This is a genomic window from Nocardia sp. FBN12 (genome assembly GCF_054031145.1).
The window spans coordinates 5,576,978-5,597,944 of record NZ_CM132926.1 but is presented as its reverse complement, the minus strand read 5'-3'; the positions used below and the strand labels follow the sequence as shown (position 1 = coordinate 5,597,944).

Below are 20,967 nucleotides of genomic sequence, written 5' to 3'. Positions count from 1 at the left end.
GATCCGAGTCATGCGGTGTCTGGCCGTGCGCGGGCTGTGCGGTGCGCGCCGGGTCGCGGTCCAATTCATGCCGCGCTGGGCGAGGCGATCCGGTGTCTGCCTGATCGTCCGGGGCTGAATCGCGTTGCTCTGGCTGTTCATCAGCCGGGTTCGTACTCATGGCCGTCAGTCCTGGTACTTCGGTGCGGGCGGGCTCGGCGTCTCGCCGAGGGTCGCGAGCCAGCGGCGGTGGATGCGGGTCCAGGTGCCGTCGTTGCGGATGCGGTCCAGGGTGGAGTTGACGAAACGCACCAGGTCGTCGTCGCCTTTGGGAATGCCGATCCCGTACGGCTCGGCGCTGATGCTGCCCCCGACCACCTCGGTGTACGGGTCCTGGGCGGCCAGGCCTGCCAGGATCGAGTCGTCGGTACTCACCGCGTCGACCTGTCGTTGCTGCAGGACCACCAGGCAATCGGCCCAGGTCGGCACCGTCAGAATCGTGGCGGCCGGTTGGTCGCGGCGGATGTGGTCGAGCGACGTGGTGCCGCGGACGACGCACACTCGCTTGCCCGCCAGATCGGCGAGGCCGTTGATGCCCGAGTCCTTCACCGCGAGCACCCGCTGATCCGCGCGCAGGTACACCGTGGAGAACGCCACCCGCTGACGTCGCTCGCAGGTGATCGTCATCGTCTTGGCGATCAGGTCGACGGTGTGATCTTGCAGCGCGCGCTCGCGCTCTTCCGAAGCGAGACTGCGGTATTCGATCAAATCGGGATTGCCGAGCAGGTCGCGGGCGATCTCGCGGGCGATGTCGGCGTCGAAGCCGACAATGCGACCGGAGAGTGGATCGCGGAAGCTGAACAGGTTGCTGCCCGCGTCGAGACCGACTACCAATCGGCCGCGCGCGCGAATCGCGTTGATCGTCGGGCCCGCGGCGGTGCTCGGCCGCAGGCTGGCGGTCGGATCGCCGCATTGCTCGCCACCGGTGGCTGGCACGGGGGTGTCGGTGCCGATCGGAATCGCCTTGGCGGGCAACGGCGGTTCGGAATAGACGCCGCGCTCGCCGGGCGCGGGTGTGCTGTCGGAACAGCTAGCCAGCAGCCCGACCAGCATCAGCGCCGCGAGGACGCGTCGGCGCCTCACCGGTACTCCCGCAGTCGCGGCCACAATCCGAGCGCGACGCACGCCGCCGCGATGATCCCGAGCACGAACGCGCCGGGCGCGAGGAACGACAGCACATCGATCGCGCGGGAAACCTTTTCCCGCAAGGTATCTCGTGTCTGCGCACCCGCCTTGTCCAGCGCGCGGTCGAGCGCGTCGACCTGGGCGGCCGAATCGGCGGCGCTCGGGCCGGTGGCGACAGTGGCCGCGCCCATGAAATCGCCCCGCTCGAGTGTGTCGTTCATCCGCTCGTGGGCGGACTGCCAGCGGGTCAGCGCCGCCTGCGCGTGCGCCACTTCGTCGCGGGCAGGCGCGTTCTCGGGATAGCCGGCGAGTAGTTCGGTGAGCCGGGCGGCATTCGTGTCGAAGGTGCGGTCGTAGTCGCCGGTCGCGTCGCGGCGAACCAGCTTCACCATTTCCGCTGATCTGGCTTGCTGCACCAGGATTCGGCTCTCGGCCAACCGTGCCGACGGCACCGCGCCCTCGTCCCGGCAGCGAATCATCGCCACCGCGGAGACCGAACCCGCCGCCACCGTCCACAGCAGGGTCAACGCCAGCGCGCCGGTGCCGAGCAGCAGGCCCATATTGAAGAACCGCCGCGAGCGCCGCGCCAGCTCCACCTGTACCCAGATCAGCGCGCCGAGGGCCACCACCAGCAGCACGATCGCCGTCCACGGTGGTTGCACGTGCCGGTGCTGGGCGGCGGTCACCGCGTCGAAGCGATGGTCCTCGAGCTCCTCGGCCATCGGCAGCAGGCTGGTCTGCATCTGATGCGAGGCCTCGCTCAGATACGCCGCGCCGACGGGATAGCCGTTGCGATTGTTCACCCGCGCCGTCTCGATCAGACCGCTGTACACGGGCAGCCCGGTCGCGATGCCGGTGCGCAGGCGGCGATCGGCGCCTGACGGGTCGGCCGCCTCTTCGTCGGAGATGTGCCCGGCCTGGGTCACCAGCTCGGCGGCCGCTTCGCCGATGGCCTGGGTGTATCGGTCGCGCACCGCTTGGGGCTCGAGTCCGCCCGCGATGAACGCAGTGCCCGCGGCGGCGTCGGCGATCGAGAGCGAGGTGTAGAGGTGGTTGGCCGAATGCGCGTCGGGTTCGGTGTCGTCGAGCAGGATGCCGAGAGCTTGCTGGCGCTCACTGACGGTCGTCGAAGTCACCGCGCCCGCGGTCACGCACAGCACCATCAGAACCAGTCCGGCGGCGACCAGCCGACCCGGCGAGGACTGCGCGAAAGTGCGCAATCGGGCGGGTTGGAACTGCGCGCGCAACGCCCTGACGTCGGGGGCGGGCGGCCGGTCGACGGGTGCGGCCGGTCGGCGCAGTGGCGCCCAGCGCGGTGTCACCGGCGCCGCGTCGGCCGCCTCGGAATGCTTCGCACCCGTCTTGGCCTGCGATGATGGGCGAACACGGACGGCCGCCACCTCTGTCGAGGCATTGCGATTCCCCGGTTCGTCCATCGTTCACCTCCCAGCGCTGTCCGTGCACATCAACTGTTCCGGAGTTTATTGTGGGCGTACGGGTAGCGCAGCCCCTCACACACCCCCGACGCGGTTGCTGTTCGGCTGCTCGCAGGAAAGAGTATGGGATGCGCGGCGACGGAGACGGCTGGTACAAGAGCACCGACGGGATCAAGCACTGGGGAAAGTACGGTGCGGCGGGACTGCTGCTGCGCGCACCGCTGCCCGGCGGCGGGTCGGCGGTGCTGTTGCAACACCGGGCGCCGTGGAGTCATCAGGGTGGTACCTGGGCGTTGCCGGGTGGGGCGCGCGATTCGCACGAGTCACCCGAGCACGCAGCCGTCCGCGAGGCCGAAGAGGAAGCGGGCATCACCGGTGACGACCTCCGGGTCCGCGCCGAGCGACTGACCATGACTGCCCCGAGCGGCTGGACCTACATCACCGTCATCGCCGACGCGGACAAACCGCTGCCGACGGTCGCCAACCAGGAAAGCGCCGAACTGGCGTGGGTTCCCGAAGACGAGGTCGCCGACCTGCCGTTGCACCCCGGCTTCGCGACCGCCTGGATCGAGCTGCGCGCGGTGCCGTTGCGCGTGCGATTCGAGGCCGACCGCGAGCTCGCCGACGCACTACCCCGCACCATCGAACTGCCCGGCCATGGGTTTTTCTGGTTGCACGCGAGGGTCGACGGACCGGGCATCGAGATCGTCCTCGACGCGGCAGCTCTCGACGGCCCCACCCTCACCCGAGCAGACATCCTGACCTGAGCGCTGTCGGCGCTGTTCCCCGTCACTCGACCGAGCCCCTGTCGAGGCCGCCGATGCACAGGTCCGACCGCCGCTGGCCGAGCTGACTCAGTTCGCGGCGAGCAGGGCCTGCTTGAGCTCCCGCGCGGCGGCCTCGGGATCGGCGGCTTCGGTGATCGCGCGCACGACCACAACGCGGCGCGCACCGGCCGCGAGGACCTCCGGGAGACGCTGCGCGTCGACTCCGCCGATCGCGAACCAGGGCAGCGTCGGGTGCGCGTCGGCGGTCGAGCGGAGGAAGTCGACACCTGCGGCCTGCCTGCCTGGCTTGGTCGGGGTGGTCCAGACGGGGCCGGTGCAGAAGTAGTCGAGGTGGCCGTCGATCGCGGCCAGGCCGGCCTGGTTGCGGTTGTGGGTGGAGCGGCCGATCACCACGTCCGGGCCGACGACGCGTCGTGCGTACGCGGGCGGCAGATCACCCTGGCCCAGGTGCAGCACGTCCGCACCGGCGGCCAGCGCGATATCGGCGCGATCGTTCACCGCGAGCAAGGCACCGTGCCTGCGGGTCGCGGCCTTGATCTCGGCGAGCGCGCCCAGCTCGGCCTTCGCCTCCAGCGCACCGAATTCGGCCTCACCCGGCGACCCCTTGTCCCTGAGCTGCACGATATCGACGCCACCGGCGAGCGCGGCGTCGACGAATCTGGCCAGATCGCCCTTCTCCCGGCGCGCATCGGTGCACAGATACAGCAGCGCACTCGACAGGCGCTCCCGGGGCGGGACGGAACGGTTCGGATGGGAGGGCTGCACGGTCCTGACGGTAGTCGCGCTACCGTTGAAGTGCGAACGCCGCGGCGTGAAGCCCGGGGCGACGAGCTGCGCGGAAGTATGGTTTTCGGCCGCCTTGATCTGGACTGAGTGGAGGGTGCGACGAAGGAGTGCCCGGAGGGAGGGAAGATCGAGGGAACAGGCCGAAAACCCGCGGCGCCAGCCGCGAGAGAGACAGACAGGTAGGAACGTGATGCGAACTCTGGCGGTCGTTGGCGGCGGCGCCGTCGGACTCGCTGTCGCATGGCGGGCCGCGGAGGCCGGTTGGACGGTCACCGTCTTCGATCCGGAGCCCGCGCGTGGCGCCTCCTATGTGGCAGGCGGAATGCTCGCGCCACTGTCGGAGGGCTGGCCCGGTGAGGATCGCGTGCTCGTCTTCGGCGCTGCCGCGCTCGCCGAGTGGCCTGCCTTCGCCGAGCGCTTGCGGGAGATCTCGGGCGAGTCGATGTTCGTGGCCGATGAGACGTTGACCGTCGCGCTCGACGGCGCCGACGCGACCGACCTCCGCACCGTCTCCGAGTGGCTGGCGGATTTCGGTCATGACCTGCCAGTGCTCGATCGTGAGGGAGTCCGTGCGCTGGAACCCGCACTCGCGCGAACCGTCCGAGCGGGCCTGTACGCGAAAACCGAACCCGCCATCGACAACCGCCGTGTGCTGCGGGCGCTCCAGCGAGCTTGCGCGGGGATCGAGATTCGCACCGAAGCTGTTGTCGCACTGGATGATCTACCTCATGACCGGATCGTTCTCGCGGCGGGCGCCCGCTCGGCCGAGCTCTGGCCCGGTCTCGCGGTGCGTCCGGTGAAGGGTGAGATCCTCCGATTGCGGCGCAGGCCCGGTGTCAGCCCGCCGCCGACCAGGGTGATCCGCGCCCGCGTGCACGGCAGACAGGTTTACCTCGTCCCTCGTGAGGACGGAATCGTCGTCGGCGCAACACAATACGAAGCAGGCTTCGATACCACCGTCACTGTCGGCGGCGTCCGCGACCTGATCGCCGATGCCGAGACCATCCTGCCCGGCATCGCCGAATACGAACTGGCCGAAGCGAATGCGGGTTCGAGACCGGGAACTCCCGACAATCTCCCGCTGCTCGGCCACCTCGACGACCGGGTCATCGCCGCCACCGGTCACGGCCGCAACGGCATGCTCACCCTCGCGCTCACCGCCACGGTCGTGCAGGCCCTGCTCGACGGCGCGACCCTCCGTATCGCCGAAATCGCCTCACCCCATCGCTTTTCAGCACTGTCGCAAGGAGGAGTTCGATGACCTCGACCATCCCGATCGGCGTCACCGTCAACGGTGTCGACCACGAGTTCCCCGAGCCGCTCAGCGTCCGCGAACTCCTGACGAAGCTCGAATTGCCCTGCCAGGGTGTGGCCTTGGCGGTCGACGGCGCGGTCTTCTCGAAATCCCGCTGGGACGAACCGGTCGGCCGCGGCTGGACCATCGAGGTGCTCACGGCGGTGCAGGGTGGCTGAGCCGCTGCGGATCGCCGACAAGGAGTTCGATTCGCGCCTGATCATGGGCACCGGCGGCGCGGAGAACCTCGCCGTCCTCGAACAGGCCCTGATCGCGTCGGGTACCGAGCTCACCACGGTCGCCATGCGCCGCGTCGACGCCGCGGGCGGCACCGGCGTCCTCGACCTCCTCAAACGCCTCGACATCACCCTGCTGCCCAACACCGCGGGCTGTCGCACCGCCGCCGAAGCGGTACTCACCGCCCAACTCGCGCGCGAGGCCCTCGACACCAACTGGGTGAAGCTCGAGGTGGTCGCCGACGACCGCACCCTGCTACCCGATCCCTTCGAACTCCTCGACGCCGCCGAAAAGCTGGTCGACGACGGTTTCGTGGTCCTGCCGTACACCACCGACGACCCCGTCCTCGCCCGTCGGCTCGAAGAAGCAGGCTGCGCCGCCGTCATGCCGCTCGGTTCCCCGATCGGCACCGGCTTGGGCATCGGCAACCCGCACAACATCGAGATGATCGTCGCGGCCGCGGGCGTCCCCGTCATCCTCGACGCGGGCATCGGCACCGCCAGCGACGCCGCCCTCGCCATGGAGCTCGGCTGCTCGGCAGTGCTCCTCGCCACCGCCGTGACCAGGGCACGAGAACCCGAACTCATGGCATCGGCCATGTCCGCCGCCGTCACGGCCGGTTACCTGGCCAGACAAGCGGGCCGCATTCCCAAGCGCTTCTGGGCTCAGGCTTCTTCCCCATCCCGCTAAGGGTCGAAGGTCATCCTCGAGGATGACCCGACTCGCTACTTTCCGGCGACGCGCGAAACGGGGATCTTCAGGCAAGCTGGGCTCATGATCGAGCTGAAGGGCCTGACGAAGCAATTCGGCCAGACCGTCGCGGTGCAGGACCTCACGTTCACCGTCCGACCAGGACTGGTGACCGGGTTCCTCGGACCCAACGGTGCCGGTAAATCGACGACCATGCGGATGATCCTCGGATTGGACAAGCCGACGGCGGGCAGTGCGCTCATCGACGGCAAGCACTACCCCGAATTGGAGCGCCCGCTCACGCAGGTCGGTGCGCTGCTCGACGCCAAGTGGGTGCATCCGAACCGTTCGGCGCGTGCCCATCTGGAGTGGCTGGCCGCCTCCAACGACATCCCGAAGTCGCGGGTCGAAGAGGTACTGCGCCTCGTCGGCCTGTCCGAGGTGGCGAACAAGAACGCGGGCGGGTTCTCGCTCGGCATGTCGCAGCGCCTCGGCCTGGCGGGCGCGCTGCTCGGTGACCCCAAGGTGCTGCTTTTCGACGAGCCGGTCAACGGCCTCGACCCGGAGGGCATCCTGTGGATCCGCCGGTTCATGCAGCGCCTGGCCGCCGAGGGTCGCACGGTGCTCGTCTCGAGCCACCTGCTCTCGGAGATGGCCCAGACCGCCGAGCAGCTCATCGTGATCGGCCGTGGTCAGCTGATGTTCGACGGCTCCACCAAGGAGTTCATCGACCGCGCCTCCGAGCAGTCGGTGCGCGTGCGCAGCCCACAACTGGATCAGCTGCGCAGCCTGCTCACCTCGCACGGCATGACCGTGAAGGAAGAGGGCGACGCCGCGCTGATCGTCGCGGGTGTCACCTCCGACGAGGTCGGCAAGGTGGCGGGCTCCAACAACGTCACGCTCTACGAGTTGGCACCGCAGCAGGCCTCCCTGGAGGAAGCGTTCATGCGGATGACCGGCGGCGCCGTGGAGTACCACGGTGAAAGCTTCGACCACCAGGCGATGGGAGGTGCGCTCTGATGGGCGTGCTCGCAGCGGAACGAATCAAACTCACCTCCACCCGTTCACCCTGGTGGTGCTCGGTGGCCGTGGTCGTGCTCGGCATCGGATTCGCCGTGCTGATGGCACTGGTCCTCAATGCCGACTCGACGGGTAATCCGGGCGAGGGCCCGCCGCCGCTCACCCCGAGCGCGGCTGTCTCCGGTATCACCGGTTTCGGTGTGACGGTCTTGATGATCATGGCCGCGTTGTCGGTGACCAGCGAATACCGCTTCGGCGTCATCCGGTCGAGTTTCCTCGCGGTGCCGAACCGGTCCAAGGTCATCCTGTCCAAGACCGCGCTGGTCGGTGCCTATTCGGCCGTGCTCACCGGTGTCCTCGGACTGATCGCGTTCGTCGTGGCGAAGGCGATCTCGGGTGACAACGCGCCGGGCCTGGTGCTCGACGGCAACTGGCGCGCCATCTACGGCCTGCCGATCTACGCCATCCTGTGCGTGATGCTGGCCGTCGGGGTCGGTGTGCTGGTGCGTCAGTCGGCCGCCGCGATCTCGCTGCTGATCCTGTGGCCACTGCTGATCGAGACCCTGCTCGGTGCGTTCGGCAGCTTCGGCCGCACGGTAACCCCGTTCCTCCCCTTCGCCAACATCAACCGCTTCCTGAGCGACCAACCCGTGACAGGCGACTGGCACTGGGGCGTGTGGGGCAGCCTGATCTACTTCGGCGTCTTCGTGGGAATCGTGTTCGCCGGCGCGCTCGTGCTGGTCAACCGCCGCGACGCCTGACAATCCAACCCGGGCCCGCCCTCGTAATGGCCCGGGTCGCGAGGGCCGCGACCTTGTCGGGAGGTCGCGCGACCCGACCTTCGAGCTTCCGCTGCCCGGTAGCTCGAAGGTAGGACCGCCGGTCCGCTGCACACCAGCAGCGGACCGGCGGTCGTTGTCGGGTGAGATAACCTTTTGAGCGTGAGTGAAACGCCTTCTGGCGGGGTGAATCCGCGGCGCGATGCCGCCGCGGACGTGTCCATCCCGTTGGAGCCGATCGTGAGTGCATCCGCCGAATCCGACCCCGGTGCGCGTGCAGGTAGGAAGCGCCCCCAGATCTCCTCGAAGTTGCAGGCCGCCAACCGCCGGGCCGACGTGATCGGCGCGCTGCGCAAGGCACGTCAACAGTTACCCGGTGACCCCGCGTTCGGCGATCCGCTGTCGGTGACGGGTCCCGGCGGTGCGCGCGCTGTGGCGAGGGCGGCGGACAAGATCGTCGGTGGCGCCCCGACCGCGGCCAGGGAAATCGGTTTCGGCGCGCTGCAGGTGTGGCAGGCCGGGCTGGAGCGGATCGGCCGTGGACGTGGCACCGCGGAGGTGACCATCGTGTTCACCGATCTGGTCGGGTTCTCGAGCTGGTCGCTGTCGGTGGGCGACGAGCGCACGCTGGAGCTGCTGCGCAAGGTCGCCAAGGCCATCGAGCCGCCGATCGTCGAGCGTGGCGGTCAGGTGGTCAAGCGCATGGGCGACGGCCTGATGGCGGTGTTCTCCTCGCCCGACCGGGCCGTGCGCGCCGCGCTGGCGGCGCGGCGCAATCTCGCCGGAGTCGAGATCGAAGGTCATACCCCGCGCATGCGAGTCGGCCTGCACACTGGTTCCCCCCGCGAGATCGGTGGCGACTGGCTCGGCGTCGACGTCAATATCGCCGCCCGGATGATGGAGGCAGGCGGCAACGGCAACACGATGATTTCCAGCACCACCTTGGCCGCGCTGCGCCCGGAAACCCTCGATGAGCTGGGCGTTATCGCAAAACCTTACAAGCGCAACTTCTGGGCCGCACCACTGAACGGTGTGCCAGAAGACGTCAGGATCTTCAAACTACACACGACGAGCTGAGTTCTTCGCCAGCCGATCCTGTTCCTTCCAATACTCGCGGAAGGCCTTCTGCGTCGGGGTCGGCTTGTCGGTCAGCGCCTGCCAGTTCGTCGAGCGCACGAAGTCGATGATCATCAGCACCGGCAGGATGAACGCGGAGAAGAAGATCAGGTAGCTGCCGCCGTCGAAGACGAACGCCAGGTAGCCCGCGTAGCCGAGGAAGACGACGCCGAACACGGCGTTGAGGGCACGCGAGAGCTCACCGCGGCCGTTGTCGATGTTGGCCATGATGATCATCGCGAGGCCGCTGACTGCGAGCAGGCCGACATACCAAGTGAACATGTCGGCAAGCCAACAGCTTTCGCCTTGCCCTGATCTTGCGAAACCCTTGCTACTCGAGCCAGAGCACGGCACCGACGGCCGCGAGGACAGCGGTGACGATCAGACCGATCGCCATCGCGCGATTGTTCTTCCAGGTCGTGTACGCGCCGCCGAGCAGGAATCCGGCGAGGGCGAAGAGGAGGACGGACAGCATGGGCTCCATCTTGCCTGGTGAATTGTTCGCGATTAACAAGCACGCGTGCTTGCTTTTTTTCTGAAGCGCTGCGATCCTGGGTGCCATGAGTGCTCTCTCCGCTGACCCGGACCTGATCCGGATCGGGAATTGTTCCGGGTTCTACGGTGACCGGCTCAGCGCTATGCGCGAGATGCTGGAGGGTGGCCAGCTCGACGTGCTGACCGGCGACTACCTCGCCGAACTCACCATGTTGATCCTGGGTCGCGACCGGATGAAGGATCCGAGCCTCGGCTATGCCAAGACCTTCGTCAAGCAGATCAAGGACTGTCTCGGGCTCGCGCTCGAGAAGAACGTCCAGATCGTCACCAATGCCGGCGGCCTGAATCCGGCCGGGTTGGCCGAGCAGCTGCGCAAGGTCGCCGCCGAACTCGGGCTCGATGCCAAGATCGCCCACGTCGAAGGCGACGACCTGGTGGCGCGCGCCGCCGAGCTCGACCTCGGCCAGCCACTCACCGCGAACGCCTATCTCGGCGCGTGGGGGATCGTCGAGTGCTTGAACTCCGGCGCCGACATCGTAGTCACGGGCCGGGTCACCGACGCCTCCGTGATCGTGGGTCCCGCGGCGGCCCACTTCGGTTGGGCCCGAACCGATTACGACGCACTCGCCGGTGCGGTGGTCGCGGGCCATGTGATCGAGTGCAGCACCCAGGCCACCGGCGGCAACTTCGCCTTCTTCACCGAACTCGGCGACATCGGCCGCCCCGGTTTCCCGATCGCCGAGATCCGTCGCGACGGGTCCTGCGTGATCACCAAGCACGACGGCACCGGCGGCGCGGTCACCGTCGACACCGTCGAAGCCCAGCTCATGTACGAGATCCAGAGCGCGCGCTACGCCGGACCCGACGTCACCACCCGCCTGGACAGCATCGCGCTGAGCCAGCAGGGCAAGGACCGGGTACTGATCAGCGGCGTCACCGGTGAGGCCCCGCCGCCGCAGCTCAAGGTCTCGCTGAACACCCTCGGCGGCTTCCGCAACGAGATGTCGTTCATCCTCACCGGCCTCGACATCGAGGCCAAAGCCGATCTGGCGCGGCGACAGCTGGAATCCTGGCTGCCGGACAAGCCCGCCGAACTCACCTGGACGCTGGCCCGCCTCGACCGCCCCGACGCCGAGACGGAGGAGCAGGCCAGCGCGATGCTGCGCTGTGTGGTGCGCGATCCCGACCCGAACAAGGTCGGCCGCGGGTTCTCCAGTGTCGCCGTGGAATTGGCGCTGGCCAGCTACCCGGGAGCCAGCTTCACCGCACTGCCCGGAAACGGTTCGCCCTACGGTGTCTTCACCCCCGGCTTCGTCGATGCGCACGAGGTGCCGCATGTCGCGGTGCTGGCGGACGGCTCCCGTATCGATATCGCCCCTGCCACGGAAACCGTTGTCCTCGAGCCTGTTCCCGAACCGGAACTCCCCGCACCACTGCCGCCTGCCGAAACCCGTCGAGTCCCGCTCGGCACGATCGCGCTCGCCCGCAGCGGCGACAAGGGCGGTGACGCCAATATCGGCGTGTGGGTGCGCACCGACGACCAGTGGCGCTGGCTCGTGCACACCCTCACCGTCGAAAAGCTGCGAGAACTCCTCCCCGAGACGGCCGAACTGACCGTCACCCGCCACGTGCTGCCGAACCTGCGCGCGGTCAACTTCATCATTTCCGGCCTGCTCGGCAAGGGCGTCGCCTACCAGGCGCGTTTCGACCCGCAGGCCAAGGGGCTCGGCGAATGGCTGCGCTCCCGCCACATCGATATGCCGACGGAGCTGCTCGCATGACGTCTGTTTGGGAAACACCGGAGCGAAAAGAGCTGCGCGCCACCGTGCGTGGGTTCGTCGAGCGGGAGATCCTGCCCGACCTCGACTCGTGGGAGCGCGCGGGCGAGCTGCCGCGCGAGCTGCACAAGAAAGCGGGCGAACTCGGCCTGCTCGGTATCGAGTACCCGGAATCGGCGGGCGGCGAGGGCGGTAATGCCATCGACTCGGTGATCGTGGGCGAGGAGTTCCATGTCGCCGGCGCGTCCGGTGGGCTGTGGGCCTCGCTGCTGACCTGCGGCATCGCGTTGCCGCACATGATCGCCTCGGGCAACCAGGCTCAGATCGACCAGTGGGCCAAGCCGACACTGGCCGGTGACCTGATCGGTTCGCTGGCCATCACCGAACCCGGCGGCGGTTCCGATGTCGGCCACCTCACCACCACCGCGGTGCGTGATGGCGAGGACTTCATCATCAACGGCGCCAAGACGTTCATCACCTCGGGCTGTCGCGCAGACTTCGTCGTCACCGCGGTGCGCACGGGCGGCCCTGGCGCGGCGGGTGTTTCGCTGATCCTGGTGCCGAAGGACACTCCCGGCTTCACCGTCAGCCGCAAGCTGGAGAAGATGGGCTGGCTGGCCTCCGACACCGCCGAGCTGTCGTATGTGGATGTGCGGGTGCCCGCGTCGAATCTGGTGGGCGCCGAGAACAGCGGCTTCGCGCAGATCGCCGCCGCGTTCGTCAGCGAGCGGGTCGGCCTCGCGGTGCAGGCGTATTCGCTGGCCCAGCGCGCGCTCGATCTCACCGTGCAGTGGTGCCGTGATCGCGAGACCTTCGGCCGTCCGCTGATCAGCCGCCAGAAGGTGCAGATGACGCTGACGGATATGGCTCAGCGCGTGGACATTTCGCGCACCTACACGCGAGCGCTGGTCGAACGCTACGTCGCCGGTGAGGAGAACCTGATCGCCCAGGTCTGCTTCGCCAAGAACAACGCCGTCGAGACGGCCGAATGGGTGGCCAACCAGGCCGTGCAGTTGCACGGCGGGATGGGCTACATGCGCGAGGCCGAGGTCGAGCGCATCTACCGCGATGTGCGCATCATCGGCATCGGCGGCGGTACCAACGAGATCCTGACCATGCTGGCGTCGAAAGTATTGGGGTACCAGTCGTGACGACCTTCCGTTCCATCATCGACACCGCCTCGCCCGAGTACACCGCGGCCGCCGAGGCGATGTCGACCAAGCTCACCGAGGTCGAGGCGGAGTTCGCCAAGGCCATCGCCGGTGGCGGCCCCGAGAAAGTGGCCCGGCACCACAAGCGCGGCAAGCTCACGGCCCGTGAGCGCATCGAACTGCTGCTCGACGAGGACTCGCCGTTCCTCGAACTGTGCCCACTTGCCGCGTGGGGCAGTGATTTTCACGTCGGCGCGTCGACGATCGCCGGTATCGGCCTCGTCGAGGGTGTCGAGTGCATGATCGTCGCGCCCGATCCGACGGTGCGCGGCGGCACATCGAACCCGTGGACGCTGCGCAAGACGCTGCGCATCAACGACATCGTCCGGGAGAACCGGCTGCCGGTGATCTCGCTGGTCGAGTCCGGCGGCGCGGACTTGCCGACGCAGAAGGAAGTCTTCATCCCGGGCGGCGCGATGTTCCGCGACCTCACCCAAGCCTCCGCGGCCGGAATCCCCACCATCTCTTTGGTTTTCGGCAACTCCACCGCGGGCGGCGCCTACATCCCCGGCATGTCCGACTACGTGGTGATGGTCAAGGAAGCCGCGAAGGTCTTCCTGGCGGGCCCGCCGCTGGTGAAGATGGCCACCGGTGAGGACTCCGACGACGAGACCCTCGGCGGCGCCGAGATGCACGCCCGCACTTCGGGTCTGGCCGACTACATGGCCGCCGACGAGCAGGACGCGATCCGCCTCGGCCGCAATATCGTTCGTCGCCTGAACTGGAAGAAGCAGGGTCCCGAGCCGCGCGCCGAGGTGATCTCGCCGATCTACGATCCCGAGGAACTGCTCGGCATCGTGCCCTCGGACCTGAAGATCCCGTTCGATCCGCGCGAGGTCATCGCCCGCGTGGTCGACGGTTCCGACTTCGACGAGTTCAAGCCGCTCTACGGTTCCAGCCTGGTCACCGGCTGGGCCGAGATCAACGGCTACCCGATCGGCATCCTCGCCAACGCGCGCGGCGTGCTGTTCTCCGAGGAATCGCAGAAGGCCACCCAGTTCATCCAGCTGGCCAACAAGAAGAACACGCCACTGTTGTTCCTGCACAACACCACCGGCTACATGGTCGGCAAGGAGTACGAGCACGGCGGCATCATCAAGCACGGCGCGATGATGATCAACGCGGTCGCCAACTCCACGGTGCCGCACATCTCGCTGCTGGTCGGCGCCTCCTACGGTGCCGGGCACTACGGCATGTGCGGGCGCGCGTTCAACCCGCGTTTCCTGTTCGCCTGGCCGAGCGCGAAATCCGCCGTCATGGGTGGGGCGCAGCTGGGCGGTGTGCTCACCATCGTGCAGCGCGGCGCGGCCGAGTCCAAGGGCCTGCCGTTCGACGAGGAGGCCGCCGCCGGTCTCGCCGCGATGGTCGAGGCGCAGATCGAGGCCGAGGCCATGCCGATGTTCCTGTCGGGCAGGCTGTTCGACGACGGCATCATCGACCCCCGCGACACCCGCACCGTGCTGGGAATGGCTCTGTCGGCCATTCACACAGCCCCGATCAAGGGCGCCGAGGGCTTCGGCGTCTTCCGAATGTGAGATGCGCTGTGGCCATTAGTAATGTTCTTGTTGCCAATCGTGGTGAGATCGCTCGCCGCGTGTTCGCCACCTGCCGTCGGATGGGTATCGGCACCACCGCGGTCTACTCCGACGCTGACGCCGCGTCGCCGCACGTGTCCGAGGCCGACGCCGCTATCAGGCTGCCCGGCAACACTCCCGCGGAGACCTACCTGCGTGGTGAGCTGATCATCGAGGCCGCGCTGTCGGCCGGTGCCGATGCGATCCACCCCGGCTACGGATTCCTGTCCGAGAACGCCGAGTTCGCGCGCTCCGTGCTCGACGCGGGTCTGGTGTGGATCGGCCCGCCGGTGGCGGCCATCGAGCAGATGGGCTCCAAGGTCGAGTCCAAGAAGATGATGGACGCCGCCGGTGTCCCCGTTCTCGCCGAGCTGGATCCGGCCGAGGTCACCGACGCGCACCTGCCTGTGCTGATCAAGGCGTCCGCCGGTGGTGGTGGTCGCGGCATGCGCGTGGTGCGGGATCTGGCCGAATTGCGGGATCAGATCGCCGGCGCGCAGCGCGAGGCCGAGTCGGCCTTCGGCGATCCGACGGTGTTCTGTGAGCGCTACCTCGAGACCGGCAGGCACATCGAAGTGCAGGTCATGTCGGACACTTTCGGCAAGACCTGGGCCGTGGGCGAGCGTGAGTGCTCGATCCAGCGACGTCATCAGAAGGTCGTCGAAGAGGCGCCATCGCCGCTGGTCGAGAAGATCGACGGCATGCGGGATCGGCTGTTCGAGGCGGCGCGTCTTGCTGCCGAGGCGATCGGTTACGAAGGCGCGGGCACCGTTGAGTTCCTGGCTGACGAGAAGGGCGACTTCTTCTTCCTGGAGATGAATACCCGTCTGCAGGTGGAACATCCGGTCACCGAGCAGACCACCGGCCTCGACCTGGTCCGCCTGCAGTTGCAGGTGGCGTCGGGTCTGCCGCTGCCCGCGACGCTGCCCGCCCAGCGTGGTCACTCGATCGAGGTTCGCCTCTACGCCGAGGACCCCGCCCACGACTGGCAGCCGCAGAGCGGTCCGGTGCACAAGATCGAGATCCCGTTCACCGCTGGGGAATTCACGGTTCTCGAGCAGGCCGGCGTGCGCCTGGACACCGGTGTCGTCGACGGCTCGCTGGTCGGTGTGCACTACGACCCGATGCTCGCCAAGGTGATCTCCTACGCCGAAACCCGTGCGGAGGCAGCGCATCTGCTCGCCACCGCATTGCAGCGCGCCAAGATCCACGGCCTCGTCACCAACCGCGACCTGCTCGTGCGCGTGCTGCGCCACCCGGCGTTCCTCGCCGGTGACACCGACACCGCCTTCTTCGCCACCCACGACCTGGCTGTGCTCTCGGCACCGCTGGTCTCGGAGGCCGATGAGGCATTGTCGATCGTGGCTGCGGCACTTGCCGATTCAGCCGCCAATCGCAGCACCTCGCGCCTGGCCGGACTCACCCCGAGCGGCTGGCGCAACCTGGCTTCGGAGCCGCAGACCAAGTCCTACGAGAGCCGCACCACCGGCACGCACGAGGTGCGCTACCGCTTCACCCGCACCGGCATCGCGGTCGAGGGCCACGACGGCCTCGAGCTGATCTCGGTGGCGCCCGATCGTGTCGTCCTCGGTGTTCCGGGCGAACGTGGCTCGGTGCGTAGGCAATTCGAGATCGCTCGTTACGACGACCTCGTCGCGATCGACTCCCCGCTCGGCCCGGTGGCCGTGCGCAGGCTGCCGCGCTTCACCGATCCGTCGGAGCAGGTGGCGGCGGGTTCGCTGCTCGCGCCGATGCCCGGCAGCGTGATCCGCCTCGGTGCCGCGGAAGGTGACCACGTCAAGCAGGGTCAGCCGATCCTGTGGCTGGAGGCGATGAAGATGGAACACACCATCGCCGCACCGGCCACCGGCGTTCTCAGTGCACTCAACGTGACCGTCGGCCAGCAGGTCGAGGTCGGAACCGTCCTCGCCGTCGTCGAGGAAGAAGAGCAGGAGCCGTCCTGATCCGGTCAAGCCCGGAGGCGGTAGCGAAGCGTGACCACGGAGGGCTCCGGGTCAGGACAGAAGGGTTCAGCATGAGCTTCATCGAAACCGAAGAGCAGACCGCGCTGCGGGCGGCGGTCGCGTCGCTCGCGTCGAAGTACAACTACCGCGACTACGTGCTGCCGCTCTCGCGCAAGAACGAGCCGCTCACCGAACTGTGGGACGAGGCGGGCAAGCTCGGCTTCCTCGGCGTGAACCTGCCCGAGGAGTTCGGCGGCGGTGGCGCGGGCATGTACGAGCTGGCGCTGGTGCAGGAAGAGCTCTCGGCGCAGGGCGCGGGCCTGCTGTTGATGGTCGTCTCCCCGGCCATCTGCGGCACCATCATCACCAAGTACGGCACCGACGCGCAGAAGCAGAACTGGCTGCCCAAGCTCGCCGACGGCACCTCGAAGATGGTCTTCGCGATCACCGAGCCCGACGCGGGCTCCAACTCGCACCAGATCACCACCACCGCCCGCCGCGACGGCGGCGACTGGATCCTCAACGGCCGCAAGATCTTCATCTCCGGTGTCGATCAGGCCGAGGCGATCCTGGTGGTTTCGCGGACCGAGGATCACAAGACCGGCAAGCTCAAGCCCGCGCTGTTCATCGTGCCGGTGGACGCGCCCGGCCTGGTGAAGAACGTCCAGGAGATGGATGTCATCGAGCCGGACAACCAGTTCACGCTGTTCTTCGACGATGTGCGCCTGCCCGCCGATGCCCTGGTCGGCTCGGAGGATGCGGCGCTGGCGCAGCTGTTCGCCGGGCTGAACCCCGAGCGGATCATGGGCTCGGCCATGGCGATCGGCCTTGGCCGTTACGCGATCGACCGTGCGGTGGAATACGCCAAGGAGCGGACGGTGTGGAAGACGCCGATCGGTGCGCACCAGGGTATTTCGCATCCATTGGCGCAGATCAAGATCGAGCTGGAGCTGGCCAAGCTGATGATGCAGAAGGCTGCGACGCTTTATGACACGGGCGATGAGTTCGGTGCTGCTGAGGCTGCCAATATGGCCAAGTACGCTGCCGCTGAGGCCAGTATCAAGGCGCTTGACCAGTCGATTCAGACGCATGGTGGTTCGGGGCTGACTCGTGAGGTCGGGCTGTCGGCGATGCTTCAGGCGGCGCGGATCATGCGGATTGCGCCGGTGAGTCGGGAGATGATTTTGAACTTTGTTTCGCAGCATTCGTTGGGGTTGCCTAGGTCTTACTGATGTTCGGTAGTCCCAGGGAGGTTTGGGGCTGTGTTTATTGGAGCGCTGGCGCGCTCGAGTCGCGGCCCCGAGGGGCCGCCGGTTAGGCACCGTTGCTTGCTCCTTCGTCGCCTACGCAACGGCGCCTAACCGGCGACCCGGCCGCGACCGGCCACTTCGTGGCCGTCCCTCCCTAAGGGTCGGGAGTGCGGTGGCTGGATTGGGTGGGTTGTGGAAGACGGCGACAGGCCGGTGTGCACGGTGTGGTGGTCGGGAGTGTGGTGGCTGGGTTGGGTGGGTTGTGGAAGACGGGGGGCAGGCTGGGTGTACGGCCTGGCGGGGTGGGTTGTGGGAGACGGGACAGGCTGGGTGGGCGGTGTGGTGGGGGAGTGCGGTCATGGCGGAATTGGGAACTAGTAGGAGGCTTTGATGGACGGATCGGCTGATAGTCCTTATGTGCGGTATGAGGTTGTTGACGGGTTCGCCACGCTGACCTTCGACTCGCCGCACAACCGTAATGCGCTCTCGTCCAGGCTTGTTCGTGAGCTGCTCGCCGGGTTCGATGCGGCGGCATCCGATCCCGCTGTGCGTGGCATCGTGCTCGCCCACACCGGCGACACTTTCTGTGCGGGCGCGGACCTCAAGGAGGCGAGTACCGCCGATCCGGCCGTGGCCGCCGATGAGCGCACCCGCGTGATGATCGACGTGCTGCGCGGCATCCTCGCCTCGCCCAAGCCGGTGATCGCGCAGATCGACGGCAATGTCCGCGCCGGTGGCATGGGGATCATCGGGGCCTGTGATCTCGTTGTCGCGGGGCCGGGTAGTAGTTTCGCGCTCACCGAGGTGCGGATCGGGATGGCGCCGTTCATGATCTCGCTCACGCTGGTGCCGCGGATGGACCAGCGGGCCGCTAGCCGCTACTTCCTGACCGGCGAGAAGTTCGATGCCGCGACCGCGCAGGAGATCGGCCTGGTCACCGTGGCCGCGCAGGATGCCGCCGCCGAGGTGAAACGCCTGAGTGGCGAGCTGCGCAAGGGGTCGCCGCAGGGGTTGGCGGAGTCCAAGAAACTGGTCAACGCGGCGCTGCTGGCGACGTTCGACGCCGAGGCCGAAGCACTGGCCAAGCGGTCGGCGAGCTTCTTCGGCACGCCCGAGGTGATCGAGGGCATGACGGCCTTCTTCCAGAAGCGTCCGCCCAGCTGGGCACAATAGTCCGATGGCGACACCCCACGAACCCAAGCAGGACCGCAGCCGGGCCACCCGGCAGCGGCTGCTGGAGGCGACCATCGACTGCCTGGCCGAAACCGGCTGGGCAGCCGCCACCGTGTCGGTGGTCGCCGAGCGGGCCGGGGTGTCGCGCGGCGCCGCCCAGCACCATTTCCCCACCCGCGAGGATCTGATCACCGCCGCGCTCGAGTTCATGTTCGAGTTCCGGATGGACCAGGCCAAGGCCGAAGCCGAAACGGTGAACGCGGTCGCCCAGGGTGAGGGCCGCACGCGCGCCGTCGTCTCCGCGCTCGTCGAGTCCTACACCACCCCGTTCTTCAAAGCCGCCCTCCAGGTCTGGACCCACGCGGCCGCCGACCCGGCCCTGCGCGAACGCATCCTGCCCCTCGAGGCCCGCTTCGGCCGCATCTCCCACCGCCGCGCCATCGAAGCCCTCGGCGTCGACGACTCCGATCCGGTCACCCACCACCTCGTCCAGGCCACCCTCGACCTGGCCCGCGGTCTCGGCCTCGCCGACGTCCTCACCGACGACTCCGCCCGCCGCAAACTCATCGTCGACCAATGGGCCGCCACCCTCCACACCGCCCTGAATCTGCCCCACTGACCCCTTGTGACCTGGTAGTTTCGGGGTATATAGTTCGGACATGGGGGAATATATATCGAGGGACTGTGCGATGACCAAACGCCTGATCGAGATCGACGACGAGCTACTCGAGTCCGCGCAGGACGCGCTCGGTACAGCCGGGGTCTCCGATACCGTTCGCGCCGCGCTGAACTCGGCTGTGGTGGCGCACGCGCGCGCCAGCGAAGTCGAATGGTTGGTCAACGGCGGGATGGCCGAAATGGCCGACAAGGATCGGCGCGACGACGTATGGCGATAACGGCGCGGTATCTCATCGACACCAGCGCGGCCGCTCGAATGCGCCATCCGGACGTGGGGGCCGCACTCGGGCCGCTGCTCGAGGCCGGATTGGTCGCCACCTGCGCACCGCTCGATTCCGAGGCGCTCTACAGCGCCCGGAGCCCGGCCGAATACGAACAGATTCGTTTTCGGCGCCGCGCAGCCTACGAGTACTTGCCCACCAATGACGAACACTGGCACAGCGCTTTCACGATTCAACGCGAACTGGCGCGGTCGAGCCGCCACCGCGCGGTCGGCATCCATGACCTGCTCGCTTCGGTGCTGGCGATCGAACATCGCCTCGTCCTGTTCCACTACGACTCCGATTTCGAAACAGTGGCGTCGGTGGTGGACCTCAATCACCGCTGGGTCGCGCCTCGGGGGAGTCTCGAGACGTCCTGACCAGGTGATGTCACACCCCGGTCGCCTACTTCGTCGACTCTGTGAACGCGGAAGAAGCAATGGAGGAGTCGATCATGGTGGAGCAGAAGAAGATCGCGGTGGCAGGGGCGACCGGGCGGCTGGGTCGGCATGTGGTGGATGTGCTGGCCGAGCGTGGACATGACGTCGTCGCCTTCTCGCGGGCCAACGGTGTCGACATCGAGACCGGCGTGGGTCTCGACGAGGCGTTGACCGGGGTCGACATCGTCATCGACGCGTCCAGTACGCCTTCGGCCGATCAGCAGGTGGCGACCGAGTTCTTCACCGCTACCGCGCGCAATCTGCATGCGGCGGGCCAGCGGGCCGGGGTCGAGCGGCTGGTGGTGGTGTCCATCATCGGGATCGACGGTTCGCTCGCCGGGTACAACGCCGCCAAGCTCGCCCACGAGCAGGAACTGCTCAAAGGTGCACTACCGGTGCGGATTCTGCGTGCGGCGCAGTTCCACGAACTCGTCGAGGTGATGGTCGGGTGGGGCACGCAGGACGCTGTCGCCTACGTCCCTGGCATGCGCACCCAGCTGGTCGCCGCTCGAACTGTCGCCGAGGCACTGGTCGACCTCGCCACGAATCCGATTGGCGCCGAGGATATTCCGTTCCCCGAGATCGCAGGCCCGCGGCCGGAGACCATGGCCGGTGCGGCCGCTGTCTTGGTCGAGGCCCGCGGTGACGCGCTGGGGATCATCGAAACCTCCGACTCCGCCAACCCCGACCGTGAGCAATTCGAAAACGGCACCCTCCTGCCGTCCCCGCACGCCACCCTGGCCGGTCCGTCCTTCGCCGAGTGGATCGCCGCCACGGCACCCGCCGCCCGATAACGCTGCTCCGACGCGGCCGATGCCGGACCCAGCCTTAGGT

Annotated in this window: 22 protein-coding genes; 17 read left to right on the top strand and 5 right to left on the bottom strand. The window is 67.7% G+C overall.

All coding sequences use genetic code 11. The annotated features are described in order from the left end of the window. Window positions 1–165: 165 nt before the first annotated feature. On the bottom strand, window positions 166–1,122 hold the full coding sequence (locus ACWZHB_RS26410) for a glutamate ABC transporter substrate-binding protein (RefSeq protein ID WP_427904487.1): 957 nt from the start codon (window positions 1,120–1,122) through the stop codon (window positions 166–168). Beyond that, the gene (locus ACWZHB_RS26405; protein WP_427904486.1) at window positions 1,119–2,600 is read right to left on the bottom strand and encodes a hypothetical protein; all 1,482 of its coding nucleotides are present in this window, start codon (window positions 2,598–2,600) and stop codon (window positions 1,119–1,121) included. The genes ACWZHB_RS26410 and ACWZHB_RS26405 overlap by 4 nt, the downstream gene beginning before the upstream one ends. Window positions 2,601–2,728: 128 nt before the next feature. Between ACWZHB_RS26405 and ACWZHB_RS26400 the strand changes: the two genes are divergently transcribed. Next, window positions 2,729–3,367 carry an NUDIX domain-containing protein gene (locus ACWZHB_RS26400; protein WP_427904485.1) on the top strand — a complete coding sequence of 213 codons (639 nt, stop codon included), beginning with the start codon at window positions 2,729–2,731 and terminating at the stop codon, window positions 3,365–3,367. 87 nt (window positions 3,368–3,454) lie between these two features. Here ACWZHB_RS26400 and thiE read toward each other — a convergent pair whose 3' ends face one another. Continuing rightward, window positions 3,455–4,153: a thiamine phosphate synthase gene (gene thiE, locus ACWZHB_RS26395; RefSeq protein WP_427904484.1), complete on the bottom strand. Its 699-nt coding sequence runs from the start codon at window positions 4,151–4,153 to the stop codon at window positions 3,455–3,457. Window positions 4,154–4,364: 211 nt separating this feature from the next. Between thiE and thiO the strand changes: the two genes are divergently transcribed. The 6 genes from thiO to ACWZHB_RS26365 all read left to right on the top strand — a co-directional run bounded on the left by thiO (window position 4,365) and on the right by ACWZHB_RS26365 (window position 9,271). Further along, window positions 4,365–5,435, top strand: coding sequence for a glycine oxidase ThiO (gene thiO, locus ACWZHB_RS26390; RefSeq protein WP_427904483.1), 1,071 nt, complete (start codon window positions 4,365–4,367; stop codon window positions 5,433–5,435). After that, window positions 5,432–5,647, top strand: a complete 216-nt coding sequence (thiS, locus tag ACWZHB_RS26385; RefSeq protein WP_378633691.1) for a sulfur carrier protein ThiS — start codon at window positions 5,432–5,434, stop codon at window positions 5,645–5,647. The genes thiO and thiS overlap by 4 nt, the downstream gene beginning before the upstream one ends. Further along, window positions 5,640–6,395, top strand: a complete 756-nt coding sequence (gene thiG, locus ACWZHB_RS26380) for a thiazole synthase (protein WP_427904482.1) — start codon at window positions 5,640–5,642, stop codon at window positions 6,393–6,395. The genes thiS and thiG overlap by 8 nt, the downstream gene beginning before the upstream one ends. Before the next feature lie 84 nt (window positions 6,396–6,479). Continuing rightward, window positions 6,480–7,415: an ABC transporter ATP-binding protein gene (locus ACWZHB_RS26375; RefSeq protein WP_427904481.1), complete on the top strand. Its 936-nt coding sequence runs from the start codon at window positions 6,480–6,482 to the stop codon at window positions 7,413–7,415. Continuing rightward, on the top strand, window positions 7,415–8,176 hold the full coding sequence (locus tag ACWZHB_RS26370; protein WP_427904480.1) for an ABC transporter permease: 762 nt from the start codon (window positions 7,415–7,417) through the stop codon (window positions 8,174–8,176). The genes ACWZHB_RS26375 and ACWZHB_RS26370 overlap by 1 nt, the downstream gene beginning before the upstream one ends. A gap of 240 nt (window positions 8,177–8,416) precedes the next feature. Continuing rightward, complete coding sequence (locus ACWZHB_RS26365; RefSeq protein ID WP_427909301.1) at window positions 8,417–9,271, top strand: adenylate/guanylate cyclase domain-containing protein; 855 nt, start codon at window positions 8,417–8,419, stop codon at window positions 9,269–9,271. On the opposite strand, the gene ACWZHB_RS26360 is transcribed toward ACWZHB_RS26365, so the two are convergent. Further along, window positions 9,254–9,592 (bottom strand): hypothetical protein, encoded by a 339-nt coding sequence (locus ACWZHB_RS26360; RefSeq protein ID WP_427904479.1) that lies wholly within the window; start codon window positions 9,590–9,592, stop codon window positions 9,254–9,256. The two genes, ACWZHB_RS26365 and ACWZHB_RS26360, sit on opposite strands and share 18 nt — an antisense overlap. A 49-nt stretch (window positions 9,593–9,641) precedes the next feature. Beyond that, a complete protein-coding gene (locus ACWZHB_RS26355; protein ID WP_427904478.1) occupies window positions 9,642–9,785 on the bottom strand; it encodes a hypothetical protein in 144 nt (47 codons plus the stop codon). An 85-nt stretch (window positions 9,786–9,870) separates the two neighbouring features. On the opposite strand from ACWZHB_RS26355, the gene ACWZHB_RS26350 reads away from it, so the two are divergent. From ACWZHB_RS26350 to ACWZHB_RS26305, 10 genes are all read left to right on the top strand, one after another. Then, window positions 9,871–11,586 carry an acyclic terpene utilization AtuA family protein gene (locus tag ACWZHB_RS26350; RefSeq protein WP_427904477.1) on the top strand — a complete coding sequence of 572 codons (1,716 nt, stop codon included), beginning with the start codon at window positions 9,871–9,873 and terminating at the stop codon, window positions 11,584–11,586. Continuing rightward, complete coding sequence (locus tag ACWZHB_RS26345; protein ID WP_427904476.1) at window positions 11,583–12,734, top strand: acyl-CoA dehydrogenase family protein; 1,152 nt, start codon at window positions 11,583–11,585, stop codon at window positions 12,732–12,734. The genes ACWZHB_RS26350 and ACWZHB_RS26345 overlap by 4 nt, the downstream gene beginning before the upstream one ends. Next, window positions 12,731–14,329: an acyl-CoA carboxylase subunit beta gene (locus ACWZHB_RS26340; RefSeq protein WP_378922301.1), complete on the top strand. Its 1,599-nt coding sequence runs from the start codon at window positions 12,731–12,733 to the stop codon at window positions 14,327–14,329. The genes ACWZHB_RS26345 and ACWZHB_RS26340 overlap by 4 nt, the downstream gene beginning before the upstream one ends. An 8-nt stretch (window positions 14,330–14,337) precedes the next feature. Beyond that, the gene (locus tag ACWZHB_RS26335; protein WP_427904475.1) at window positions 14,338–16,332 is read left to right on the top strand and encodes an acetyl/propionyl/methylcrotonyl-CoA carboxylase subunit alpha; all 1,995 of its coding nucleotides are present in this window, start codon (window positions 14,338–14,340) and stop codon (window positions 16,330–16,332) included. Window positions 16,333–16,403: 71 nt separating this feature from the next. Then, complete coding sequence (locus tag ACWZHB_RS26330) at window positions 16,404–17,564, top strand: acyl-CoA dehydrogenase family protein (RefSeq protein WP_427904474.1); 1,161 nt, start codon at window positions 16,404–16,406, stop codon at window positions 17,562–17,564. A 408-nt stretch (window positions 17,565–17,972) separates the two neighbouring features. After that, window positions 17,973–18,755, top strand: coding sequence for an enoyl-CoA hydratase family protein (locus tag ACWZHB_RS26325; protein ID WP_427904473.1), 783 nt, complete (start codon window positions 17,973–17,975; stop codon window positions 18,753–18,755). 4 nt (window positions 18,756–18,759) lie between these two features. Beyond that, window positions 18,760–19,374 (top strand): TetR/AcrR family transcriptional regulator, encoded by a 615-nt coding sequence (locus tag ACWZHB_RS26320; protein WP_427904472.1) that lies wholly within the window; start codon window positions 18,760–18,762, stop codon window positions 19,372–19,374. Window positions 19,375–19,444: 70 nt separating this feature from the next. Further along, window positions 19,445–19,651: a hypothetical protein gene (locus tag ACWZHB_RS26315; RefSeq protein ID WP_056814932.1), complete on the top strand. Its 207-nt coding sequence runs from the start codon at window positions 19,445–19,447 to the stop codon at window positions 19,649–19,651. Further along, on the top strand, window positions 19,642–20,073 hold the full coding sequence (locus ACWZHB_RS26310) for a PIN domain-containing protein (protein WP_427904471.1): 432 nt from the start codon (window positions 19,642–19,644) through the stop codon (window positions 20,071–20,073). Before ACWZHB_RS26315 ends, ACWZHB_RS26310 begins: the two co-directional genes overlap by 10 nt. A 74-nt stretch (window positions 20,074–20,147) precedes the next feature. Then, window positions 20,148–20,927 carry an SDR family oxidoreductase gene (locus ACWZHB_RS26305; RefSeq protein ID WP_427904470.1) on the top strand — a complete coding sequence of 260 codons (780 nt, stop codon included), beginning with the start codon at window positions 20,148–20,150 and terminating at the stop codon, window positions 20,925–20,927. Window positions 20,928–20,967: the final 40 nt, after the last annotated feature.